At 67.2% G+C, this 21,575-nt stretch carries 17 protein-coding genes; 6 read left to right on the forward strand and 11 right to left on the reverse strand.

Annotation, left to right across the window (positions count from 1 at the left end; all coding sequences use genetic code 11):
* Positions 1–12: 12 nt before the first annotated feature.
* Complete coding sequence (locus tag ACP7AU_RS04330; RefSeq protein WP_426036558.1) at positions 13–558, reverse strand: hypothetical protein; 546 nt, start codon at positions 556–558, stop codon at positions 13–15.
* A gap of 249 nt (positions 559–807) precedes the next feature.
* Here ACP7AU_RS04330 and ACP7AU_RS04335 point away from each other — a divergent pair, with 249 nt between their 5' ends.
* Positions 808–3,810, forward strand: coding sequence for a TonB-dependent receptor domain-containing protein (locus ACP7AU_RS04335; RefSeq protein ID WP_426050624.1), 3,003 nt, complete (start codon positions 808–810; stop codon positions 3,808–3,810).
* A gap of 84 nt (positions 3,811–3,894) precedes the next feature.
* On the opposite strand, the gene ACP7AU_RS04340 is transcribed toward ACP7AU_RS04335, so the two are convergent.
* The 5 genes from ACP7AU_RS04340 to ACP7AU_RS04360 all read right to left on the reverse strand — a co-directional run bounded on the left by ACP7AU_RS04340 (position 3,895) and on the right by ACP7AU_RS04360 (position 11,444).
* Positions 3,895–4,914, reverse strand: a complete 1,020-nt coding sequence (locus ACP7AU_RS04340; protein ID WP_426050625.1) for a DUF2891 domain-containing protein — start codon at positions 4,912–4,914, stop codon at positions 3,895–3,897.
* Between the two features lies 1 nt (position 4,915).
* The gene (locus ACP7AU_RS04345; protein ID WP_426036564.1) at positions 4,916–5,881 is read right to left on the reverse strand and encodes a DUF979 domain-containing protein; all 966 of its coding nucleotides are present in this window, start codon (positions 5,879–5,881) and stop codon (positions 4,916–4,918) included.
* Positions 5,878–6,603 (reverse strand): DUF969 domain-containing protein, encoded by a 726-nt coding sequence (locus ACP7AU_RS04350; protein WP_426050626.1) that lies wholly within the window; start codon positions 6,601–6,603, stop codon positions 5,878–5,880. Before ACP7AU_RS04350 ends, ACP7AU_RS04345 begins: the two co-directional genes overlap by 4 nt.
* Before the next feature lie 158 nt (positions 6,604–6,761).
* Positions 6,762–10,442, reverse strand: coding sequence for a hydantoinase B/oxoprolinase family protein (locus ACP7AU_RS04355; protein WP_426050627.1), 3,681 nt, complete (start codon positions 10,440–10,442; stop codon positions 6,762–6,764).
* A gap of 39 nt (positions 10,443–10,481) precedes the next feature.
* On the reverse strand, positions 10,482–11,444 hold the full coding sequence (locus ACP7AU_RS04360) for an SDR family NAD(P)-dependent oxidoreductase (protein ID WP_426050628.1): 963 nt from the start codon (positions 11,442–11,444) through the stop codon (positions 10,482–10,484).
* Between the two features lie 138 nt (positions 11,445–11,582).
* Between ACP7AU_RS04360 and ACP7AU_RS04365 the strand changes: the two genes are divergently transcribed.
* The 5 genes from ACP7AU_RS04365 (at position 11,583) to ACP7AU_RS04385 (ending at position 16,376) form a co-directional block, all read left to right on the forward strand.
* Positions 11,583–12,605, forward strand: coding sequence for a hypothetical protein (locus ACP7AU_RS04365; protein ID WP_426050629.1), 1,023 nt, complete (start codon positions 11,583–11,585; stop codon positions 12,603–12,605).
* An 83-nt stretch (positions 12,606–12,688) separates the two neighbouring features.
* Entirely contained in the window at positions 12,689–13,222 is a 534-nt protein-coding gene (locus ACP7AU_RS04370) for a nuclear transport factor 2 family protein (RefSeq protein WP_426036574.1), read from the forward strand.
* Between the two features lie 11 nt (positions 13,223–13,233).
* Positions 13,234–13,992, forward strand: coding sequence for an SDR family oxidoreductase (locus ACP7AU_RS04375; RefSeq protein WP_426050630.1), 759 nt, complete (start codon positions 13,234–13,236; stop codon positions 13,990–13,992).
* 30 nt (positions 13,993–14,022) lie between these two features.
* Positions 14,023–14,859 carry a DUF1295 domain-containing protein gene (locus ACP7AU_RS04380; protein ID WP_426036578.1) on the forward strand — a complete coding sequence of 279 codons (837 nt, stop codon included), beginning with the start codon at positions 14,023–14,025 and terminating at the stop codon, positions 14,857–14,859.
* Between the two features lie 11 nt (positions 14,860–14,870).
* The gene (locus ACP7AU_RS04385) at positions 14,871–16,376 is read left to right on the forward strand and encodes an AMP-binding protein (protein WP_426036580.1); all 1,506 of its coding nucleotides are present in this window, start codon (positions 14,871–14,873) and stop codon (positions 16,374–16,376) included.
* A 114-nt stretch (positions 16,377–16,490) separates the two neighbouring features.
* Here ACP7AU_RS04385 and ACP7AU_RS04390 read toward each other — a convergent pair whose 3' ends face one another.
* From ACP7AU_RS04390 to ACP7AU_RS04410, 5 genes are all read right to left on the reverse strand, one after another.
* A complete protein-coding gene (locus tag ACP7AU_RS04390; protein ID WP_426036582.1) occupies positions 16,491–16,859 on the reverse strand; it encodes a nuclear transport factor 2 family protein in 369 nt (122 codons plus the stop codon).
* A complete protein-coding gene (locus ACP7AU_RS04395) occupies positions 16,856–17,257 on the reverse strand; it encodes a nuclear transport factor 2 family protein (RefSeq protein ID WP_426036584.1) in 402 nt (133 codons plus the stop codon). The genes ACP7AU_RS04390 and ACP7AU_RS04395 overlap by 4 nt, the downstream gene beginning before the upstream one ends.
* 94 nt (positions 17,258–17,351) lie before the next feature.
* Positions 17,352–18,290 (reverse strand): winged helix-turn-helix transcriptional regulator, encoded by a 939-nt coding sequence (locus tag ACP7AU_RS04400; protein WP_426036586.1) that lies wholly within the window; start codon positions 18,288–18,290, stop codon positions 17,352–17,354.
* Positions 18,291–18,321: 31 nt separating this feature from the next.
* Positions 18,322–19,965, reverse strand: coding sequence for an AMP-binding protein (locus ACP7AU_RS04405; protein ID WP_426050631.1), 1,644 nt, complete (start codon positions 19,963–19,965; stop codon positions 18,322–18,324).
* Positions 19,962–21,320 (reverse strand): spinster family MFS transporter, encoded by a 1,359-nt coding sequence (locus ACP7AU_RS04410; protein ID WP_426050632.1) that lies wholly within the window; start codon positions 21,318–21,320, stop codon positions 19,962–19,964. Before ACP7AU_RS04410 ends, ACP7AU_RS04405 begins: the two co-directional genes overlap by 4 nt.
* Positions 21,321–21,575 lie beyond the last annotated feature (255 nt).

A 21,575-nucleotide genomic window follows, 5' to 3' on the forward strand; every position in this document is an offset into this window, starting at 1 on the left:
TTTACGGCAGGGTCAGCGTTCGCGACGGACGCGAACCGACCGCGCACCGCCGACGCTCAGCAGATAGCTGCCCACCGCGCCCTGACGGATGCGCACCACGGCCCCCGGCCCGACACGGGCGGTGACGCGCTCCATGTCGATCTGACGCCAGATCGCACCGTCGGCGAGGACGAAGGTCCACTGGCCCCGTCCATCCTGGCGTCCGCTGGCTAAAGTCGTCTCGATCGCGTCGACCGGGTCATCCTGTCGCAGGCGCCCGAACAGATTGGCGGTGGCGAGGTCGAGACCGAACAGGCGGGCGCGGGTCTCGCGCGCCTGGATCCGGTCGATCACCGTGACCTCGCCCCGCTGTTCGGCGGTGTCGAATGCGGCCGTCGCGGCGTCGAAACAGGCCAGCCGCGCGTCGGTTGCCGTGATCGCCCGACAGGCCAGCAAACCCTCGAGCAGCGCGGGTCTGGCGGTCGCCGCGTCCTGCGCATGGCCGGTCATAGGGGCGGCGAAAGCCGCCGCGGCCAGGATGAGCCCCGACACTGTCAGAGGTCGAGCTTTCTTGCGCATGTTCATATTCCCGAGAAGAGTGATCCCGCTGCTTCTTACGCGATATTTTCCCCGTAGCGGCAATGGGGCCGGTGCGTGGTCTGAATGTGACAATCCTTTACTAAAGCGTCGCGTTTCGGCCATCCTCATTGACCGAGCCCCAGTGTGCGGTAACGCTCCGCGCAAGTTCCAGATTTGCGTCCACGCGAGTTTCGGGACGGGCGGGCCAAAGGTCCGGCCTAAAAACAGACTGCTCATGGAGAAGCCCCTTTGACCGATACTACCTACCGCCGCCGACTTCTCGGCACCTCGATGTTCGCCGGCGCGATGATCGCCGCGACCCTGATGGCAGCGCCCGCCATGGCGCAGACCGCACAGGCCGATGATGACCAGGTCGACGACATCGTCGTGACCGGTTCGCGCATCGCCCGTCAGGACTATATCGCCAACTCGCCGATCGTCACGGTCACCGCCGAGGACTTCCAGGCCACGGGTTCGGTCAACATCGACACCCTGATCAACGACCTGCCGCAGTTCACGCCCGCCGCAAACGCCACGTCCAACAACCCGTCCAACGGCGGTCAGGCCAACGTGCAGCTGCGCGGCCTGGGCACCGGCCGCACCCTGGTGCTGATGAACGGTCGCCGCATCGTGGCCTCCAACGCCTCTTCGGTCGTCGATCTGAACGTCCTGCCGACCTCGCTGATCAGCTCGATCGAAACGATCACGGGCGGCGCCTCGTCCACCTACGGCTCCGACGCCGTGGCCGGCGTGCTGAACTTCCTGCTCGACGACGATTTCGAGGGGGTCCGGATGGACTTCCAATACGGCGAAACCGACCGTAACGACGCCGACACCAACTCGGTCAACCTGACCATCGGCGGCAAGTTCGGCGACGACCGCGGCCACGCCGTCCTGTCGTTCGACTATTCGCACCGTTCGCCGATCTTCAACGCAGCTCGCCCGTTCTCGGCGATCTCGGGCTTCTCGGGCGCTTCGCCCCTAGGTTCGACCATCTTTGACGCCCAGAACCTGCCGACGACGGCCGTGGTCAGCGGCTTCATCACCGGCGGCGTGAACTCCAACACCTTCGGCTTCAACAACAACGGCACGCTGTTCACCTATCAGGGCGCCCGCGACTACGTTTCGCCGGGCGGCATCGACTTCGAAGGCTTCCGCACCGCAGGCCCGCTGCAGCAGACAGACTTCGCCTACAATACGGGCCCCCTGAACTACGGCGTCCTGCCGCAGAACCGCTACAACGCCTTCGCGGCAGCCTCCTATGAGATCAACCCGTCGGTTGAGGTCTATACCGAGTTCCTGTTCTCGCAGTACGAGACCTCGAACCTGCTGGCCGCCACGCCGGCTGCCGGTACGGCCACGGGCTTCCGTATCCCCTCGACGAACCCGTTCATCTCGTCGGAGCTGCGTACCGTCCTGAACAGCCGTCCGAACCCGGCCGGCACCTTCCGCCTCGACAAGCGCTTCAGCGCCCTGGGCTCGCGCGTCGGCAACGAAGCCGTCAGCGTCTATCAGTTCACCACGGGCGTCCGCGGCGATCTGGAAGGCACGCGTGACTGGACCTACGACGCCTATCTGTCCTACGGCCGCGTTGACGACACCACGACCCAGAGCGGCAACGTCTCGCGTTCGGCGGTTCAGCGTCTGCTCGATGCCGCTGACGGCGGCGCGTCCCTCTGCGCCGGCGGCTTCAACCCGTTCGGTCAATCGACCCTGAGCGCCGCTTGCCAAGCCTACATCGGTCGGAAATCGAAGAACACCACCGTCAACGACCAGCGCGTCTTTGAAGTGAACCTGCAAGGCGGCGTCTTCGACCTGCCGGCCGGTGAAGTTCGCGTCGCCTTGGGCGGCACCTACCGTGAGCAGAACTACGACTTCGTCGCCGACGCCTCGCTGTCGGCCACGGCGCTGCTGCCGTCGTTCAACGGCACGACCACGGTCCTGACGACCCAGAACGACATCGCTGGCTTCAACGCCCAGAACTCCCTGTCCGGTTCGGACCAGGTGTTCGAAGGCTACGGCGAAATCCTGATCCCGCTGCTGCGCGATCTGCCGTTCATCCAGCGCCTGGAAACGAACCTCGGCTACCGTGTCTCCAGCTATGACTCGGTCGGCGTGGTCGAATCCTACAAGGCGGACGCCAACTGGGTCGTCTTCGACGGTCTGACCGTTCGCGGCGGCATCCAGCGCGCCGTTCGCGCTCCGTCGATCGGCGAACTGTTCAGCCCGCAGAACCTGAACTTCCCGTCGATCGGTTCGCCGACCTCGGGCGGCGCTCCGGCCTTGTCAGCGGATCCCTGCGACATCCGCACCGCCTATCGCTCGACCTCGGGTTCCAACCTGGCGGCCTCGACCAACGCCGCAGTCCGCGCCCTCTGCCTCACGCAGGGCGTTCCGAGCCAGGTCATCGACACATACACCTTCCCGAACCAGCAGGTTTCGGGTCTGTCGGGCGGCAACCCGAGCCTGTTCGAGGAAACCGCCGACTCCTACACCGTCGGCGTCGTGCTGAAGTCGCCGTTCCAGAACCCCTGGCTGTCGGGCTTCTCGGGTTCGGTCGACTACTACAACATCGAGATCGCCAATGTGGTCGGCACCGTGTCGGTCACCGAGCAGCTGCGTCGCTGCTTCAACTTCGATGGCGCGTCCAACACGACCTACGATCCGAACAACGTCTACTGCCAGCTGTTCAGCCGCGACCGCGCCTCGGGCCAGGTTTCGAACACGTTCGAAACCAACGCCAACCTGGGCGCGCTCGTGACCTCGGGCATCGACTTCCAGGTCGACTGGCGCGCTGCTCTGGTTGACCTCGGTCTGCCGGACTGGGGCTCGCTGGCCGTCAACGTCACGGGCACCAAGCTGGAAGAGTACAAGCGTCAGGACCTGCCGGGCGGCACTTTCACGGACCGCACGGGCACCCTGTCGAACTCCTTCGGCCTGACCCTGCCTGAGTGGAAGTCGCTGACCTCCGTCAACTGGAACATGGGCTCCTTCGGCCTCGGCGTTCGCTGGCGCTACCAGGGCTCGGCCGCGAACTTCAACAACCGCGCCCAGGTCATCGACGCGATCGACTACTTCGACCTGAACGGCTCCTGGGCCGTGAACGACACCGTCGCGATCCGCGCCGGCATCAACAACCTGACCGACGAAATGGCGCCCGTTTATGCGCCAGCCGTCGCGGCCAACACCGATCCGTCCGCCTATGACGTGCTCGGCCGCCGCTACTACGTCGGCGTGACCGCCCGCTTCTAAAGGCGCGTCGAAGCTAAAAAGTTGGGGGCGGCCGATGGTATCGGCCGCCCCTTTCTTTTGCCTGTAGTGCTGGAGACGCCTGTCTCAATCCGGTTCGGCGAGCAGGGCCAGGAGAGCGAAACTGGCGAGCCAGTGCTCGCCCATATAGTCGCCGGTGACATGCGGCAGGGCGGCGTTGAGGTGGACCTCTGCCGCCTTCAGGGCGACGGGGCGACGCGGGTCATCCGACGCCAGCGACGATGCGACGCCGCGCCAGCACCAGGCCCGGCTGAGGTTCAAGCCATCCAGATGGGCGATCTTGCCGTCCGACCGGTCGCTGACCGTGGCGGGGGCGAACAGGGTCGCGGGCTCGCGCTGTTCGAGGCGCGGAAGATAGAGATCGAACCAGGATCCGAAGTCCTGATCCTGCATCACGCGCCGCATCAGTTCCGAGACCATCAGCGTCGGCGACAGGAACTCGTCCTGCGACGGCTCCCAGGCCTGGCAGCCGCGATCGCCGGAATACCAGCGCAGGGCAGCGGCATGGCAAAGGTCGGCCAACTCCGCGTCGGCAGCGCTCTCCGCGTAGTCGAGCGCGAGCCGCAGGGCGAAGGCGGTGTTGTAGTGGGTTCCGGTCCGCACGGGATAGGTCGAGATCGGCAGAAAGGCCTTGAACCGGTCGGCGAAGGCCTCGGCCAGTGGTCGCAGGATCTCGGCCCAGGCGCGGCCGCGCGGGTCAGGGTGGCGACGCAGCTCGGCCTGCAGCATCAGCAGCCAGCCCCAGCCGTAGGGGCGCTCGAAGCCTCGGGCGTTGGGCCGGTCGAGATAGGCGACCTCCGCCGCGACGTTGGGGGGCGTGAACAGCTCGTCTGCCAGATCGGCGATGGCGACGGCCTCGGTCATGTCCGGATGCAGGCGGCGCAGGGTGAACAGGGTCCACCAGCCGTGGACGCAGGAGTGCCAGTCGAAACTGCCGAAGAAGACCGGATGCAGGGCGCGCGGGCCAAGCGCGTCCTCCGGCCCGTTCAGGACGTGATCCAGCTTGTTTGGATACGCCTTCGTCACATGGCCGAGGGCGGCGCGGGCGAAGCGGCCTGCCGTGGCGGCGTCGAGAGCTTTGGACATGTCAGAACCGGAAGGCTAGGAAATACATCAGGGCGATGTTGACCCCGAGAAGGATCAGGGCGGTCGGGGCCTGGGCGCGGATGACGCCGTTGAAGGCGGCGTTGCGGTCGGGCAGCTCCAGCAGGTTCGCCGGCACGACGTTGAAGTTGGCGGCCATGGGCGTCAGCAGGGTGCCGCAGAAGCCGGCCAGCATGCCGATGGCGCAGACGATGGCCGGGTCGCCGCCGAACTGTCCGACCACGAACGGCAGGCCGATGGCGGCGGTCATGACCGGGAAGGCGGCGAAGGCATTGCCCATGATGACGGTGAACAGGGCCATGCCGAGGCAGTAGGCGAGGACGGCGATCAGGGGCGAACTCATCGGCACGGCCTGGGTCACCACCTCTCCGACCACGCCGCCGACGTTGGAGGCCAGGAAGATGGCGCCCAAGGCGGCCAGCATCTGGGGCAGGAGCACGGCCCAGCCGATGGAATCGATCAAGCGGCGCCCTTCATGGAGCGGCGCGGCGGCCGGCGGCCGCAGCCAGGCCATGGCGGCGCCGAGGGCGATCAGACAGCCGAGCGCGAGGGCAATCAGGGTCGTCTGGGTCGAGGAGAACAGGGCCTCGCCCCAGCCGGTATGTTTGGCGGCGAGGGTCCCGCCGACGGCGACGACCGGGACGATCAGGGCGGGCAGGAACAGTCCGTCGCCGCGCCGGGCGGCGCCCTCGCGGCGTTCCTCCGTCGTGGTGGTTTCGGGCTTGCCGACGCCGAGCTTCGACAGGCCGCCGAGCGCAACGAGGGCGACGACCAGCAGGCCGTTGCCCAGGCCGCCGAGATACGACCCGAACAGCATGGACCCGGCCAGCAGGCCCCAGAACAGGGCGCTGCGGATCCGCGTCGGGTGGGCGGGGTCGCGCAGCGTCAGGATGGCGAAGGCCAGGAACATCAGTCCGACGAGGATATAGACCTGATCCAGGGTGATCATTGGCCCGTCTCCGTGCGGGCGTCGGAGATCGCCTTGCGGATCGACCGGTCGAAGACCAGCAGGCGGGCGCCGTGGATGAGGAAGGCGGCGATGGCGGTGGGGATGGCCCAGACCGACAGCTGCAGCGGCTCGACGATGATGCCGGCCTGTTCGAGGAAGCCGACCATCAGGATGATGGAGCCGATGGCGATGAAGATGTCCTCGCCGAAGAACAGGCCGATGTTGTCGGTCGCGGCCGACATGCCCCGGATGCGGTAGCGGACCGGGTCGGGCAGGGTCCCGCCGGCCTCGACCTCGGCGGCGCCTTCGGCCATGGGGGCGACAAGGGGACGAACCATCTGGGGGTGGCCGCCGAGCGAGGTCAGGCCCAGCGCCGAGGTCGCCTGGCGGAGGATGAGATAGGCGATCAGGAGGCGACCGGCCGAGGCGGCGCGGACCTTGGCGATCGACATGCGGGCGCGCTCCTGCAGGCCCGCCCGTTCGAGCAGGCCGATGACCGGCAGGATCAGCCAGACGACGTGGAAATAGCGGTTGTCGTTGAAGGCGTCGCCGAAGGCGGTCAGGGTCGCGACGCCGGCCTGGACCAGGGCGCTCGCGCTGACGCCGGGCGCAATGGCGGCGCAGACGCCGGTGACGATGGCCGCGGCCAGGATGACCAACAGCGGGTTGATCCTGGCTACGAAGCCCGCGACCACGACCGGTATTCCGAGCAGCACGAGCATCGACGATTTTCCCCTCGATTCAATTCACACCGTGCACCCCGGCGAAGGCCGGGGTCCAGATGGCAGACGCTCTCCTGGACGAGAGACCCGAAGGCTCATCCCGTCGACCGGGTCCGGGATCTGGACCCCGGCCTTCGCCGGGGTGCACGGAGGTGGGTTCAGCGCTTGCCGAACCCGCCGCCGCCGGGGGTCTGGATGACGAAGACGTCGCCGGGCTGCATGGAGGTTTCGGCGGTCGAGCCCAGGATTTCCACTGACCCGTCCGCCCGCTCGATGCGGTTCGCCCCGACCGAGCCGGGTTCGCCGCCCGCCGCCCCGAACGGCGCGATGCGGCGGTGGCCGGACAGGATGGCGGCGGTCATCGGTTCGAGGAAGCGAACGCGGCGGGTCGCGCCGTCGCCGCCCCTCGCCGCGCCCGCGCCGCCGGAGCCTCGGCGAATCGAGAACTCTTCCAGCAACACCGGGAAGCGGGTTTCCAGCACCTCGGGATCGGTCAGGCGGCTGTTGGTCATGTGGCTCTGGACAGCGCTGGCGCCCGGAGCGTTCGGGCCGGCGCCCGCGCCGCCGGCGATCGTCTCGTAATACTGGCGGGTCGCATCGCCGAAGGTGAAGTTGTTCATCGTGCCCTGACTGGCGGCAAGGATGCCGAGCGCGCCGTACAGGGTATCGACCACCGCCTGGCTGGTCTCGACGTTGCCGGCGACGACCGCCGCCGGATAGCGGGGGTTCAGCATCGACCGCTCCGGCACGATCAATGTGATGGGCTTCATACAGCCCTCGTTCAGCGGGATGGCGTCGTCCACCAGGGTCCGGAAGACATAGAGGGTCGCCGCCCGGGTGATCGACAGGGGGGCGTTGAAGTTGGTGGGGCGCTGGTCGCTGGTTCCGGTGAAGTCGACGGTCGCCGTACGGGCCTCTGCGTCCACGTCGATGCGGACGCAGATGACGGCGCCGTCGTCCATCTCGTAGGCGAATGAGCCCGGCTTCAGGGCGGCAATGGCGCGGCGGACGGCTTCCTCGGCGTTGGACTGGACGTGGGCCATATAGGCCTCGACCACCGGGCGGCCGAACTCGACGACCATGCGGTTGAGCTCATCGGCCCCGCGCTGGCAGGAGGCGACCTGAGCCTTCAGGTCGGCCATGTTCTGATCGACGTTGCGCGACGGCCAGGGACCCGAGGCGAACAGGGCGCGGGTTTCGGCGTCGCGGAGGCGGCCGCCCTCGACCAGCAGGAAGTCGTCGATCAGGACGCCCTCCTGTTCGACCGTGGTGGAGGAGGCGGGCATGGAGCCGGGCGTGATGCCGCCGACGTCGGCGTGGTGGCCGCGCGCGGCGACGAAGAAGGCGGGCGCCGCCTCTGCGTCGAGGAAGACCGGCATGATGACGGTGATGTCGGGCAGATGGGTGCCGCCATTATAGGGGGCGTTCAGCATGACAACGTCGCCCGGCTTCAGGGCCGCACCGCGCGAGGCGATGACGACGCGGATGCTCTTGCCCATCGAGCCGAGGTGGACGGGAATGTGCGGGGCGTTGGCGATCAGGGCGCCCGCGCTGTCGAAGATGGCGCAGGAAAAGTCGAGCCGCTCCTTGATGTTCACCGACCAGGCGGTGGCGCGCAGGGCCTCTCCCATCTGTTCGGCGCAGGCCATGAAGCGACTGTTGAACACCTCCAGCAGGATAGGGTCGGCGTGGGTTCCGACGTGGGCGCGGTTGGCGAGCGGGGTGGTGCGCTCAAGGATCAGGTTGGCCGAGGCGTCGACGCGGGCGGACCAGCCGGGTTCGACGATCGTGGTGCCGGTGGATTCGAGGATCACGGCGGGGCCGGGGATCTGGGTGTCGGTGGCCAGATGGTCGCGGTGGTGGACGGGGGTGTCGTGCTCGGCGCCGGCGAGGCGGACTCTGACTTCTCCCTCCCCCTTGTGGGGAGGGTGGCTGAGCGCAGCGAGGCCGGGTGGGGTTTGTCCGCCCGTGCGAACTCTCGACTCGGACCCCACCCTGGCGGCTTCGCCGCCTGTCCCTCCCCATAAAGGGGAGGGAGAACTGATTGCCTCCACCTCCAGCATGTCCACGATCAGCGCCTTGTCCTCGGCGAAGAAGCCGAAGCGCTGGCGGTGCAGGGTCCCGAACGCGGCGGCCATGTCGGCGGCGGGGCCGAAGGCGACGGTCAGGGGGGTGTCGCTGCCAGCGAACTTGATCTCGGCGCGGGCCTCGGTGGTGATGGAGGCGGCGGGCAGACCCTGGGCCAGGAGGTCGGAGCGGGCCTCGGTGTCGAGGGCGGCGATGCGCTCGGTGAAGACGGGGTCGGACAGGGAGATGAGCGGTGCGGCGACAGTCGTCTGGCGGATGGTCCGCACCGAGGCGAGGCCCATTCCGTAGGCGGACAGGACGCCTGCAAACGGATGCAGCATCACCGTCGTCATGCCCAGGGCGTCGGCGACGAGGCAGGCGTGTTGCCCCCCGGCGCCGCCGAAACAGTTCAGGATATAGCCGGTCAGGTCATGGCCCCGCTGGATGGAGATCGACTTGATCGCCTCCGCCATGTTCTGGACGGCCATGGCGACGAAGCCTTCGGCAAGATCCAGAGGGTCGGTCGGGCGGCCGGTGGCTTCGGCGACCTCGGCGGCGAGGGCGTCGAACTTCCTGGCCACGGCGGCGTGGTCCAGCGGCTGGTCGCCGCTCGGGCCGAAGACGGCGGGGAAGAACCCGGAGCGGAGCTTGCCCAGCAGGACGTTGCAGTCGGTCACAGTCAGGGGGCCGCCGCGACGGTAGGCGGCGGGGCCGGGCACGGCACCGGCGGACTCGGGGCCGACGCGCAGGCGCGATCCGTCGAAGCGGCAGATGGAGCCCCCGCCGGCCGCCACGGTGTGGATCGACAGCATGGGCGCCCTCAGCCGCACGCCCGCGACCACGGCGTCGGAGGTCCGCTCGAACGAACCGGCATAGTGGGACACGTCGGTCGAGGTGCCGCCCATGTCGAAGCCGATGACGCGATCGAAGCCGGCGGCCCCGGCCGTCGCCGCCATGCCGACCACCCCGCCGGCCGGGCCGGACAGGATGGCGTCCTTGCCCCGGAAGGCGGAGGGGCTGGCGAGGCCGCCGGACGACTGCATGAACATCAGGGGGACGTCGGGGCCGAGCGCGCGACCGACGCGGGCGACATAGGCGTCGAGCACCGGCGACAGATAGGCGTCGGCCACCGTCGTATCGCCGCGCCCGATCAGCTTGATCAGTGCGCCGACCTCATGGCTGACCGAGATCTGGCTGAAGCCGATCTCGCGGGCGATCCCCGCGAGGCGGGTCTCGTGACCGGTGAAGCGCCAGCCGTGGACGAGGACGATGGCCAGGGCGCGGTAGCCGTCGGCAAAGGCGGCGGTCAGGGCCTGGTGAGCCGAAGCCTCGTCCAGCGGGCGGTCGATGGCCCCGTCGGCCCGGACGCGTTCCTCGATCTCGATGACCTGGTCGTGCAGCGGCTCGGGCAGGACGACATGGCGGGCGAAGATGTCGGGCCGGGCCTGCCAGCCGATACGCAGCGCATCACCGAAGCCGCGCGTGATGGCCAGGACCGTAGGCTCGCCCTTGCGTTCGAGCAGGGCGTTGGTCGCCACCGTCGTGCCCATGCGGATGTCGGAGACGACGCCCGCCGGCAGGGGGCCGGGACCGGCGCCGAGGATGCGGCGCATGCCCTCGACGGCGGCGTCCTCGTATTGATCGGGGCTGTCCGAAAGGAGCTTGGCCGTGGTCAGGGCGCCGTCGGGCGCACGGGCGACGATGTCGGTGAAGGTGCCGCCCCGGTCGATCCAGAACCGCCAGCCCTCGGTCGATGTCGTGTCGCTCGCCATCCCTGATCCATCGCGGATCGGGACGGCGGCGGCAAGGCTTCAGACCGCCAGACGCTGCCGGTCGGCCTTGAGGAAGGCGACGATGTCGGGGATGGTCGTGCGCGGGTTCCGGGTATGCGGATAGGCGTGAGCCGTGCGAGGTTTGCGGTCGAACCAGATCTCGTCGACGACCTCGGGCGGACGGGTCGCGGCCAGCCAGTCGATGGTGTCGGCGCCCTCGTGGTCGTTCCTCAGGATCGGGGCGAGGATCTTGCGGAACTTCGGCAGGCTGGTCTTCACGCCGGCGGTGTCGGCCCAGCCGGGGTGGACGGCGTAGGTCCTGATCCCCTCGGCGGCCCAGGCGGCGCGCCAGTGCTCGGCAAGGGCCAGTTGTGCGCGCTTGTGGGCGGCATAGGCGGCGAAACCGTTAAAATGCTCCTCGGGAATGTTGAGCATCTTCTTGTTGAGGCCGAGGTTATAGAGGCCGCCGGAGACGACGTTGATAATCGCCGCGCCGGGCTTGAGTTCGCCGGCCCTGTGCAGGTCCTCGGTCAGAATCCAGTGGCCCAGCAGGTTGGTGGCGTAGGAGGTCTCCAGCCCCTCGTGTGTCGGCTGATAGTGGCGGATCAGGAGGCCGACGTTGTTGACGACAACGTCGAACTTCACCGCGGCGATCTCTGGCCGTTTCGACAGGCCGGCGACGGCGGCCATCGATGACAGGTCGCAGGTGACGGGCACGATCTTGCCGGGGCCTTTGGCCTCACGCACCAGGTCGCCCAGCGCCTGTACATTGCGGCCGACGGCGTAGACGGTCGCGCCCTTGGCGGTGGCGCGCAGCGCCGTGGCCTTGCCGAGGCCGCCCGTCGCGCCGGTCACCAGCCAGTTCTGGCCGGCGTAGTTCGCCTTCACCGGCTTGAACGGCAGGCCGCGCGCGACATAGCCGACGCGGGTGAAGGACGGCGCGAAGCGGGCGTAGAAATTCACCGACTTCATCAGCGCCTGCCAGAAGGGGGGCTCGGCCATGGACGTCTCTCCGCGCGACCCGCTGTCGCTTGCGTAAGCACACTAATCGTTCGGAGGCGCTTGGCAAGCAGCTTGCGTTTACGGACTTATCGCTTCACCGTTGATGCAGAAGACGCGTCGACTGCGTCGGGAGGCGCGATGACCAGACCCATCCGGGTGATCCAGTGGGCGACCGGCTCGATGGGCAAGGCCTGTCTGCGGGCCGTGCTGGACGACGACCGGTTCCAGCTGGTCGGCCTGTTCGTCTACGGCGAGGCCAAGGCCGGACGCGACGCCGGCGACATTGCGCGGCGGCCCGAGACGGGGGTGATCGCGACCCGTTCGATCGACGAGATCCTGGCGGTCGACGCTGACGTGGTGATCCACGCCCCGATGCTGTCTGCACCCTATGTCGGGCATGATGCCGACGTGAAGCGGCTGCTGGAATCCGGCAAGAACGTCGTCAGCATCAACCACTATTTCGAGCCCGCTGCCCTGGGCCTCGGCTACGCGAACGGGCTGGCGGACAGCGCGCTCAAGGGCGGGGTGACCCTGGCGGGGACCGGCGTCAATCCGGGCTGGGTGGCGGAGCGGATGGCGGTCAACGCCGTCGCCCTGTGCCTGTCGCACCGCAACATCGCGACCCGCGAAATCATCGACTGCACACCGGTTCCAAACCCCGACTATGTTTTCGGGGCCCTGGGTTTCGGCTCTGCGGCTGGAGCGATCGATCTGACGAACGGGCCGCTGGCCGAGACTTTCACGGCCATGTTCTCCCAGAGTGTCGAGGGGCTGGCCCAGAGGCTCGGCCTGTCGCTCGACCGGTTCGAACCGGACCATGAAGTCAGCCTGGCTGAGCGGGACCTGACCATCGCCGCGGGGGTCATTCCCAAGGGCACGGTCTCGGCGACGACCTGGCGCGTGCACGGCCTGATCGACGGCGTCCGGCGCATCACCCACGAGGTGAACTGGATCATGGATCCGGTCCAGGCGCCGTTCGCCGGCAAGCCGCACTGGGAGATCGAGATCGACGGCCTGCCTGGCGTCCGCATCGCCATGGATCTGGTCGACACGGCCCCCGACAGCGTCCGCACCCGGCCCGAACAGTTCGCCGTGGCGGCCATGGTGACCCAGGCCCTCCCGCGCGTCGTCGCGGCGCCGCCGGGCCTGCTGAGGCTCTAGACCGGTCAAGCCGACTTGCCCGCTAACGCAAGCTATGTCACTTTCGTTTCAAGACTGAATAACGGTCATCGGAGGATATCAGGATGGTCGACCGCGACCCCGAGGTGCACGCTCTGCTCGACAAGAAGGCGATCGAGGAGGTGCTGCTGAAGTTCCTTCGCGGCTGTGATCGCGCCGACCTCGACCTCGTTGAACGCGCCTACTGGCCCGACGGCTGGGAGGATCATGGCGGGACCTTCGACGGGCCAGCGTCCGAATGGGTGGCCGTGATCAAGGAGCGACTGCCCAAGGCCGGGCTGATGAACCACCTGGCCATGAACATGGTCATCGACATGACGGGACCGACCACGGCCATCGCCGAGACCTACATTCTGACCGCCTCGCGCCTGACGGTTAAGGGTAATGAATTCGACACCCGGACCCTGGCCCGCTGCGTCGACCACATGGAGAAGCGCGGCTCGGAGTGGCGCATCAAGCGCCGCAATATGTGCTGGGAATGGAACGAGGAACACGAGCTTTCCGAGACCTGGGCGCGCGGGGCGATCACCAGAGACCCGTCACTGCTCCGCCGGGGCGGCAAGAAGCCCGACGACATTCTCTACACGCCCGCCGCCTGAGGATCGTGAGCATGGAAGTTCAGGGCTGCGTCGCCATCGTCACCGGTGCAAACCGAGGCATCGGCGAAGGTTTCGTGCATGTGCTGATCGAGCAGGGAGCGGCCAAAGTCTATGCCGCCGCCCGCGATCCCGCCTCGGCCCAGCATCTCGTCGATCAGTACCCGGGCAAGGTCTTCGCTGTGCGTCTCGACGTGTTGAAGCCGGACCAGATCGTCGAGGCGGCCGCCGCCTGTCCCGATGTGTCCGTGTTGGTCAACAATGCCGGCGTCTCAACGGGCAAGTGCCTGATCGGCGCCGACGACATGTCGGCGATGCGCGAGGAGATGGAGGTCAACTATTTCGGTCCCGTCGCCATGTCCCGCGCCTTCGCGCCGGTGCTGAAGGCCAACGGCGGCGGGGCGATCCTGAACGTCCTGTCGGTGGCAGGCATCGTCGCCGTGCCCAACATGGGCGGCTACAGCCCGTCCAAGTTCGCCATGCGCGCCGCCGGGTCCTGTATCCGCGCCGAGCTGGCCGGCCAGGGGACGAGCGTCACCTCCCTGATCGTCGGCTCGGTCGACACCCGGATGGCCTCGCATGTGAAAGGCTCCAAGGAGGCGCCTGAGGATATCGCCCGCGCCGCCATGAAGGGCATCACCCGGGGCGTCGACGAGATCGACACCGACCGGTTCGCGATCGAGAGCCGCGCCGCCCTGGCCCGCGATCCCAAGGGGACGGAGCGGGGCATGGCCAAGATGCTGCACGCCAAGGAACTGTCGACCGGCCGCTAGACGCCGGATCAACAAGGGGGAGACCAGACCATGCCGCCCATCACCGAAATCCTGAGCATTCTCGGGATCAACTTCCTGATCGCGCTGGCGTCCTTCGTGATCCTGTGGCGGGTCGGGTGCGCCATCAAGGACGTGTCCTTCATTGACGCCTGGTGGGCGCTGGGCCTGGCCCTGATGGCGGTGACGACCTTCTTCATGGCCGACGGCGCGCCCGAGCGGATGCAGTTGATGACCGTCCTGACCTGCGTCTGGGGGCTGCGACTTGGGCTCTACATCCTCTGGCGCTGGCGCTCGCACGGGCCGGACAGGCGCTATGTGAAGATGCTGGACCGGGCCATGGACGTGAAGGGCTGGAGCTTCGGCAAGGCGTCCTGGCGCCTGGTCTTCATGACCCAGGCGCCGATCCTGTGGGCGACCAGCCTGCCTGTGCAACTGGGTCAGATGTCGTCGACGCCGGTGGAGGTCGGGACCCTGGGCTGGGCGTGCGCCGCGCTCGTGGTGTTCGGCATCTGCTTCGAGAGCCTGGCCGATTATCAGCTTGTGAAGTTCAAGGCGGACCCGGCCAACGCAGGCAAGGTGTTCGACAGCGGCCTTTGGCGTTATACGCGGCACCCCAACTATTTCGGCGATCTGTGCACCTGGTTCGGTCTGTTCGGCATCGCCGCCGAGACGACGCTGGGCCTTTTCGGCATCGTCGGGCCACTGCTGCTGCTGGTGCTGTTCCTCAAATATTCGGGAGGTCCCTCGTACGAGAAGCGGCTGACCTATCATCGGCCCGGATATGCGGATTACATTGCCCGGACCAGTCCCCTGATACCGTGGCCGCCCAAGCGCGTGGCGGCGGCTGGCGGGACGAACACCGCCTGATGGAATCCCCGATGCGTCGTCCGAACCGCCCCCGCACCCTGTCGACGGCGATGACAGACCTGTCAGGGGTGCGGGCGGTCGGCATGCTGTTGAACATCCAGGCGGACCGTGATCCTGACCGCCCGGCCCTGACCTTCGAAGGCGTGACCCTGACGCGGCGCGAGCTCGCGGACCGGGTCAACCGGCGGGCGCGGACGTTGCAGAATGCGGGGGTGGTCGAGGGGGACTTCGTCGCCATCGCCCTGCCCAACTGTCCGGCGTTCCTGGAGCTGGCGTTCGCGGTATGGGCGCTCGGCGCCACGCCGGCGCCCCTGTCGCACAAGCTGCCGGCGGCAGAGCTGGCGGGGATAGTCGAACTGCTCCAGCCGCGCCTGATCGTCATCGACGATGCGGCCAAGGCAGGCGCGACGAAGCGGCTGTCGGAGGCGGAGACCTGGGACGCCTCGGCCGACGCCTCTCCCTTGCCGGAGATCGCATCGAAACACCTCAAGGCCATCGCCAGCGGCGGCTCGACGGGCCGGCCCAAGGTGATCGTCGACATGGCCCCGGCGATGGCGGATCCCGACATCCTGCTGCTCGGCATGATCCCCGAGGACGTGCTGCTGAACCCCGGGCCGCTCTATCATGCGGCGCCGTTCGGCATGACCTGTCTGGCCATGGGCTGGGGCGTGCACATCATCCTGATGCCGCGCTTCGACGCGGAAGAGACGCTGCGGCTGGTCGATCGGTACAAGGTCAGTTGGCTGTTCCAGGTGCCGACCATGATGCACCGCATCTGGTCCCTGCCGGACGAGGTGAAGGCGAAGTACGACATGTCGTCGGTGGACGCCGTCATGCATATCGCCGCCGCCTGTCCGCCGTGGCTGAAACAGAAGTGGATCGACTGGGTCGGACCGGAAACAGTCTGGGAAATCTACACCGGCACCGAAGCCCTGGGCGGCACCGGCATTCGCGGCGTCGAATGGCTGGATCACCCCGGCTCGGTCGGCAAGGTGCTGCCGGGCTACGAGATGAAGGTGCTCGGCGAGGCCGGTCAGCCCTGCGCACCGGGTGAGGTCGGCGAGATCTATTTCATGCCGCTGCGGGGGCAGGGGACGACCTACAAATACCTCGGCGCCGAGCCGCGCGCGAACGGGACATTCGAGACCTTGGGCGACATGGGCTATGTCGACGAGGACGGCTGGCTGTATCTGGCCGACCGGCGGGTGGACATGATCGTCTCGGGCGGGGCCAACGTCTATCCGGCCGAGGTCGAGGCAGCGATCGACAGCTTCCCGGGCGTCCAGTGCAGCGTGGTGGTGGGGTTGCCAGACGCGGATTTCGGCCAGCGGGTGCATGCGATCGTAGAGACGGCGGACGGGGTGCTCGACGAGGCGGCGCTGAACGCCTTCCTTGCCGAGAAGATCGCGCCCTACAAGCGGCCGCGCTCGCTGGAGGTCACGACAGAACGGCTGCGCGACGATGCGGGCAAGGTGCGCCGCTCGGCCTTGCGGGCCGAGCGGATGCAGGCCGTCTAGAGGCGCGAATTGCACTCGGAGAGCACCGAGTCCACGGGGTGCAATTCCGAATGCAACCTCGTATCAAAAACTTACAAGTTATTGGTTTAGTCTCCAAACCTAGTCCGGGCGGTTCTAGGCGGCGGCCGGGTCCTTCATCTGAAAATAGTCGCGCCAGGCGACGATCTGGCCGTCCCGGAACTCGATGATGCCCATGTACGGATGGGAGACGCTGACGCCGTCGGCGTTGACGTAGTCCTCCTGCCCCTCGGTCAGGACCATGTCTCCGTTCTCGGCCCAGTTCACGAGCGTCCACTTCGTCGCCGAGTGGTTGGCCCAGTATTTGGTGATGAATTTATCGACCCAGTCCTTCCCGATCAGGGGGCGGGTGCCGACGTGGTAGTGGTACTCGACGTCGTCGGCGAAGAAGTCGAGGAAGGCGGGTTTGTCGCGCGCCTCCGACACGGCCATGAGCGCCCGCAGACGCTCGATCGGCGTGCTCACGCCGACGCCGCCTGGGTCTCAGGCTTCGCCGGGGCATGGACCTGCGACGTGTCGTAGTAGTCGCGCATCCGGTAGATCAGGCCGTCGCGGACCTGGAAGACCTGGACGAAGGGGTTGTCCATCTTCACGCCGGTCGCGCGATCGACCAGGACCTCCATGCCCTCGACGAACAGGACTTCGCCGTTTTCGGCTGAATGGGTGACGCGCCACTCCTGCTGGTCGAAGCCGGCCTCGTAGTTGGAGAGGAATTTCCGCATCTTGTCCTTGCCGACGGCCGGACGTTTGGTCGGGTGCCAGTGGTATTCGATGTCGTCGGCGAGGGTGGCGATGAAGCCCTCCACGTCGCGCTTCTTCCAGGCGGCCATCATGGCCTCCACGACCTTCATGTTGTCAGCCACGCGTCGTCTCCCATGCGTTCTCGTTGGAGAAACGCTAGGACCATAAGTCTGCTAATGCAAGCGCTGTGAGGTCGCTTTCAAACCCGGACTGACCTCACGCCGAAGTCTTGATCCGCCCCGCCTTCATCACCACCGTCTCGAGTGTCAGACGGCCCTTGCATGCGCTGCAACTGATCTGCGGATTCAGCGGCTCTCCGCAGACGTGCCGGATCTTGACGGGCGGCCCGGCCCGATCTTTCAGGTGGGTGTCGGCCCAGGTCATCATGGCCAGGGCATGGGGATAGAGGTCCTGGCCCTTCTTGGTGAGCCGGTACTGATAGCGGGGCGGCGTCATTTCATAGAGGCGTCGCTCGAAGATCCCCGACATCTCCAGTGTTCGCAGACGGTCGGTCAGGATGTTGGAAGCGATGCCGAGAACGCCCTGGATCTCGTCGAAGCGGTGCAGGCCGAAATACTGGACGCTGACCACAAGGGCAGTCCAGCGGTCGCCGAGCAGATCGACCAGTTCGATAGTCGGCGCCTCATCGTTCGGCTGGCGGCGACGATGCATCCGCTGCACGGGCAACCGCTCCATCCCCTGTCCGGGACCTTCGGTGTAGGTGCAGGTGTGCAGGGTGAGGGGCTCGCCACAGCCGCCACAGCGTAGTTCGGGCAGCATGGGCTTGCCGCACTCCGTGTGGGAGAAGACGGTCGGGGCCCGGCCGCCGGTCACGCCCCAGCGCACGCCCCAGCCCCACATCAGCATCATGGAATCGAACAGGCCGAGGCCGCGCGGCGTCAGGTGATAGGCCATGCGCACACCCTCGTCGCGGTGGGGCTTCTTGACCAGGATGCCGTGGCGCTCGAGGGCGGCGAGCCGGCTGGACAGGGTCGAGCGGGCGCCGCCCAGACGGGCATGGAATTCCTCGAACCGTGTGGCCCCCAGAAAGGCCTCCTGGACGACCAACAGGCTCCATCGATCGCCCAAAGCATTGAGGGCCCGGTTGACGGAGCTCTTTGGAACCAGACGAATTTTCGGCGCGATGCGGGACATCCTCCCTATTAGGCGCCGCCGTCAGGTCTTATCAAGCAACCGACAATTTCTGACGTCGAACCACCAGCCCGGCCGCCTCCCGGTCGAAGGTCGCGGCGGTGACGCCCTGGTCGCGCAGGCCGGTCTTCTGGATCTTGTTGGTCGGGGTCTTGGGCAGTGCGGTTTCGACCCGGACGTAGCGAGGCACCATGAAATGGGTCATGCGCGGGATCAGCCATTCGATCAATTCGCGCGGGTCGATCCGGGCCCCGTCGACAGGCGCCACGGCCACCATGACCTCCTGTTCGCCGCCTGGGAGGTCGACGCCGTAGGCGGCGCATTCGCGGACGGCCGGGTGGGCGGCGACCTCGATCTCGATCTCCAGCGAGGACATGTTCTCGCCGCGTCGGCGGATCGCATCCTTCTTGCGATCGACGAAGAAGAAGCAGCCCTCGGCGTCGCGCCACATCAGATCGCCGGTGTGGAACCAGCCGTTGCGCCAGGCCCGGGCCGTCGCCTCCGGATCGCCGAGGTAACCGCTGAACAGCGTCCAGGGATTGTCCGAGCGGATCACCAGTTCGCCGGGCTGGCCGTGTGGAACCTCGTTGTCCTGGTCGTCCACGATGCGGCACTCCATGCCGACGCGCACCCGACCGCAGGAGCGCATCACCGGATCGTTGACTGCGCTGATCAGCGGGCCCGACACCTCCGTCATGTTGAACCCGGACAGGTAGTCGAAACCGAACCGCTTTCCGAGCGCGGCCGTATCCTCGTTGATCGGTGACAGGGTCACCATGCGAAGGGGATTGTCGGCGTCGTCGGCCTTCGGCGGCTCCTTCATCAGGAAGGAGGTGAGGGCCCCGATCAGGCCGGAGCAGACGGTCGAGCCTGTCTCGCGCACCGTTTCCCAGAACCGGCGCGTGTCGAAGGCCTCGAACAGGGCCACCGAGCCTCCGCAGGCCACCGCCGCCGTGATCGCCGCGATGCCGCCGACGTGGAACATCGGCAGGTTCACCAGCATCCGGTCGGACTGGACCATATAGCCGTAGGTCACCTTGGCCGTGGTCCACTCCTGAACATAGGAGGTGATCACCGCTTTCGACGGACCGGTGGTGCCGGAGGTGAAGATGATCACCGGGGGGTCCCAGGGATGCTGGGGCACGGGGGTGCAGGCGGCGGGATCGCCGTCCAGAGCGGACGCGACCTCGATCTTTACGGGCAGGTTCAAGGGCGCGGAAGGCCCGGTCAGGATCAGACGTTCGGCTGCACCCAGCGACAGGCCCTCCAGACGGGGCGCGAGATCGGGGTGGACGATCATCACCTTCGCGCCGGTCTTGCCGATGGCGTGTTCCAGCAGCTTGCCGCGGAAACTGGTGTTGATGGGCGCCAGCACCGCGCCCGCATAGTTGGCGCCAAACCAGGCACGCAGCAGCGCCGGTCCATTCGGGGCCCAGGCCGCGACGATGTCCCCGCCGTCGACGCCGCGCGCCTGCAGGGCGGCGGCGGTTGATAACGCTCGCCGGCGCGTCTCGGCCCAGGTCCAGGTCTCGCCGCTCTCGAAGCGGATGAAGACCACCTCCGGCGTTTCGGCGGCCCAGCGGTCGATCAGCCGGGGAATGACACAGTCCTCGGCAGAGGGCGGAGCCGGGTCGAACCAGGGGAGGGAGAGGCGCTGATTCTCAGCCAGGCCGCTCATCGGGCCGGCTCCTGCCACTCACGGGCCTCCTCGACGCTGTCCCGGAAGGGTTTCAGCGCCCGGCCCAGCAGGAAGGAGGCGAGGGTGATGGTGACGCCACTGACGATGGCCAGCGACAGGCCAATGTTCTCGTCGCCGCCCAGGAAATTGTCGCTGATCGCAGCCACGATGGTGGGGCCGAGGCCCAGGGAGATCAGGTTGCCGATCAGGAAATAGATGGCCGTGATTTGCGCTCGCAGCTGGTTCGGGGCGACGGCCTGCAGCGCCGTGGCCGGGAGGCTGTTCATAACGCCGGCGAAGAAGCTGAAGCCTGCGAGCGCAGCGATGGCCATGCCCTGCGTCGGCATCAGCGGCATGGCGACGGCAAAGGGAAGGCTGGCGATCAGCGCCAGGATGGCGACCCGGACCGGCGCGTCGGTCCGGCCCTTGCTGGCGAACCAGTCGGTCATCCAGCCGCCGACCAGAACGCCCGGGGTGGCGGCGGCCAGCAGCGCGACCCCGTAGGCGAATCCGACTTCGGCGGGCGTCATGCCGTGCTGGCGGATCAGTACCGCCGGCGCCCAGGCCAGATAGGAGATGCCGGCCATGCCGAAAATCGAGAAGGCCATGATCAGGACATAGAAGGTCGACTTTCGGGACCACATGTATTTGAGGACCCCGGCCTGGACGCCCGACCTGGTCACGCCGTGACGCGGTGGTTCTCGAACGATGATGAACAAGGCGGCGATCAGCAGGCCCGGCGCCCCGACGATGACGAAGGTCTGCTGCCAGGGCGCCAGTTCGCCGACGAAGGGCAGTTGCATCGCTCCCGCCTGGGCGATGGCGTCGATCACCGCTCCGCCGATCATCAGGGCCAGCCCGGCGCCGAGGTAGGGGGCCATCGAATAGACAGCCAGGGCGCGCGCGCGCTGACGCGGCGGGAAATAGTCGGAGATCATCGAATAGGCGGCGGGCGAGAGGGCGGCCTCGCCGATGCCGACGCCGATGCGCGCGGCGAACAAGGCCCAGAAGCTGTTGGCCAGACCGCAGGCCACGGTCATCACGCTCCACACCACGATGCCCCAGAAGATGATCCAGCGTCGGCTGCCCCGATCCGCCAGCCTGGCCAGGGGCACGCCCATGACGGTGTAGAACAGGGAGAAGGCGATCCCGGCCAGCAGGCTGAACTGGGTATCGGTGATGGTCAGATCGGCCCGGATAGGCTGAACCAGCAGGGTGAGGATCTGGCGATCAATGAAGCTGGAGGTGTAGGCCACCATAAGGGCCGCGACCGCGAACCAGGCCCAGCCGGAATGGGGCCATATCCTCGGCGCCGCCGGTTGCCCTGCGCCTGTCACACCATCACCCACGCTCATGCCGCGATCCCGTTCAATCTCAAGATGAAAGTGACTTTCGCAGTTGCGAGATGACCGCCCGTTCGTTGCGCCCTCGCGTCACCGATCCTGTCGGTCGATCGTGGCGCGAAGGTGTATGAACGGCGATAATACACTCGCAACTCCCTGTTGTCGCACAAGGTATCGCCCGAAAATCCGCCGAACCGCCGGTCGGTCCCGACGGACACAACCTCAGTTCGGCTGGACCGTGTCACCTTGCTCACACTGAAGCACACA

Origin of the sequence: Brevundimonas sp. SL161 (assembly GCF_049896985.1) — a bacterium.
Taxonomy (GTDB): domain Bacteria; phylum Pseudomonadota; class Alphaproteobacteria; order Caulobacterales; family Caulobacteraceae; genus Brevundimonas.

Coding starts and splice junctions, on each gene's coding strand:
- ACP7AU_RS04370 (WP_426036574.1), top strand. CDS start 12,689: ATGGTCGACCGCGACCCCGAGGTGCACGCTCTGCTCGACAAGAAGGCG.
- ACP7AU_RS04405 (WP_426050631.1), bottom strand. CDS start 19,965: ATGAGCGGCCTGGCTGAGAATCAGCGCCTCTCCCTCCCCTGGTTCGAC.
- ACP7AU_RS04365 (WP_426050629.1), top strand. CDS start 11,583: ATGACCAGACCCATCCGGGTGATCCAGTGGGCGACCGGCTCGATGGGC.
- ACP7AU_RS04355 (WP_426050627.1), bottom strand. CDS start 10,442: ATGGCGAGCGACACGACATCGACCGAGGGCTGGCGGTTCTGGATCGAC.
- ACP7AU_RS04360 (WP_426050628.1), bottom strand. CDS start 11,444: ATGGCCGAGCCCCCCTTCTGGCAGGCGCTGATGAAGTCGGTGAATTTC.
- ACP7AU_RS04380 (WP_426036578.1), top strand. CDS start 14,023: ATGCCGCCCATCACCGAAATCCTGAGCATTCTCGGGATCAACTTCCTG.
- ACP7AU_RS04340 (WP_426050625.1), bottom strand. CDS start 4,914: ATGTCCAAAGCTCTCGACGCCGCCACGGCAGGCCGCTTCGCCCGCGCC.
- ACP7AU_RS04400 (WP_426036586.1), bottom strand. CDS start 18,290: ATGTCCCGCATCGCGCCGAAAATTCGTCTGGTTCCAAAGAGCTCCGTC.
- ACP7AU_RS04330 (WP_426036558.1), bottom strand. CDS start 558: ATGCGCAAGAAAGCTCGACCTCTGACAGTGTCGGGGCTCATCCTGGCC.
- ACP7AU_RS04345 (WP_426036564.1), bottom strand. CDS start 5,881: ATGATCACCCTGGATCAGGTCTATATCCTCGTCGGACTGATGTTCCTG.
- ACP7AU_RS04350 (WP_426050626.1), bottom strand. CDS start 6,603: ATGCTCGTGCTGCTCGGAATACCGGTCGTGGTCGCGGGCTTCGTAGCC.
- ACP7AU_RS04375 (WP_426050630.1), top strand. CDS start 13,234: ATGGAAGTTCAGGGCTGCGTCGCCATCGTCACCGGTGCAAACCGAGGC.
- ACP7AU_RS04385 (WP_426036580.1), top strand. CDS start 14,871: ATGCGTCGTCCGAACCGCCCCCGCACCCTGTCGACGGCGATGACAGAC.
- ACP7AU_RS04410 (WP_426050632.1), bottom strand. CDS start 21,320: ATGAGCGTGGGTGATGGTGTGACAGGCGCAGGGCAACCGGCGGCGCCG.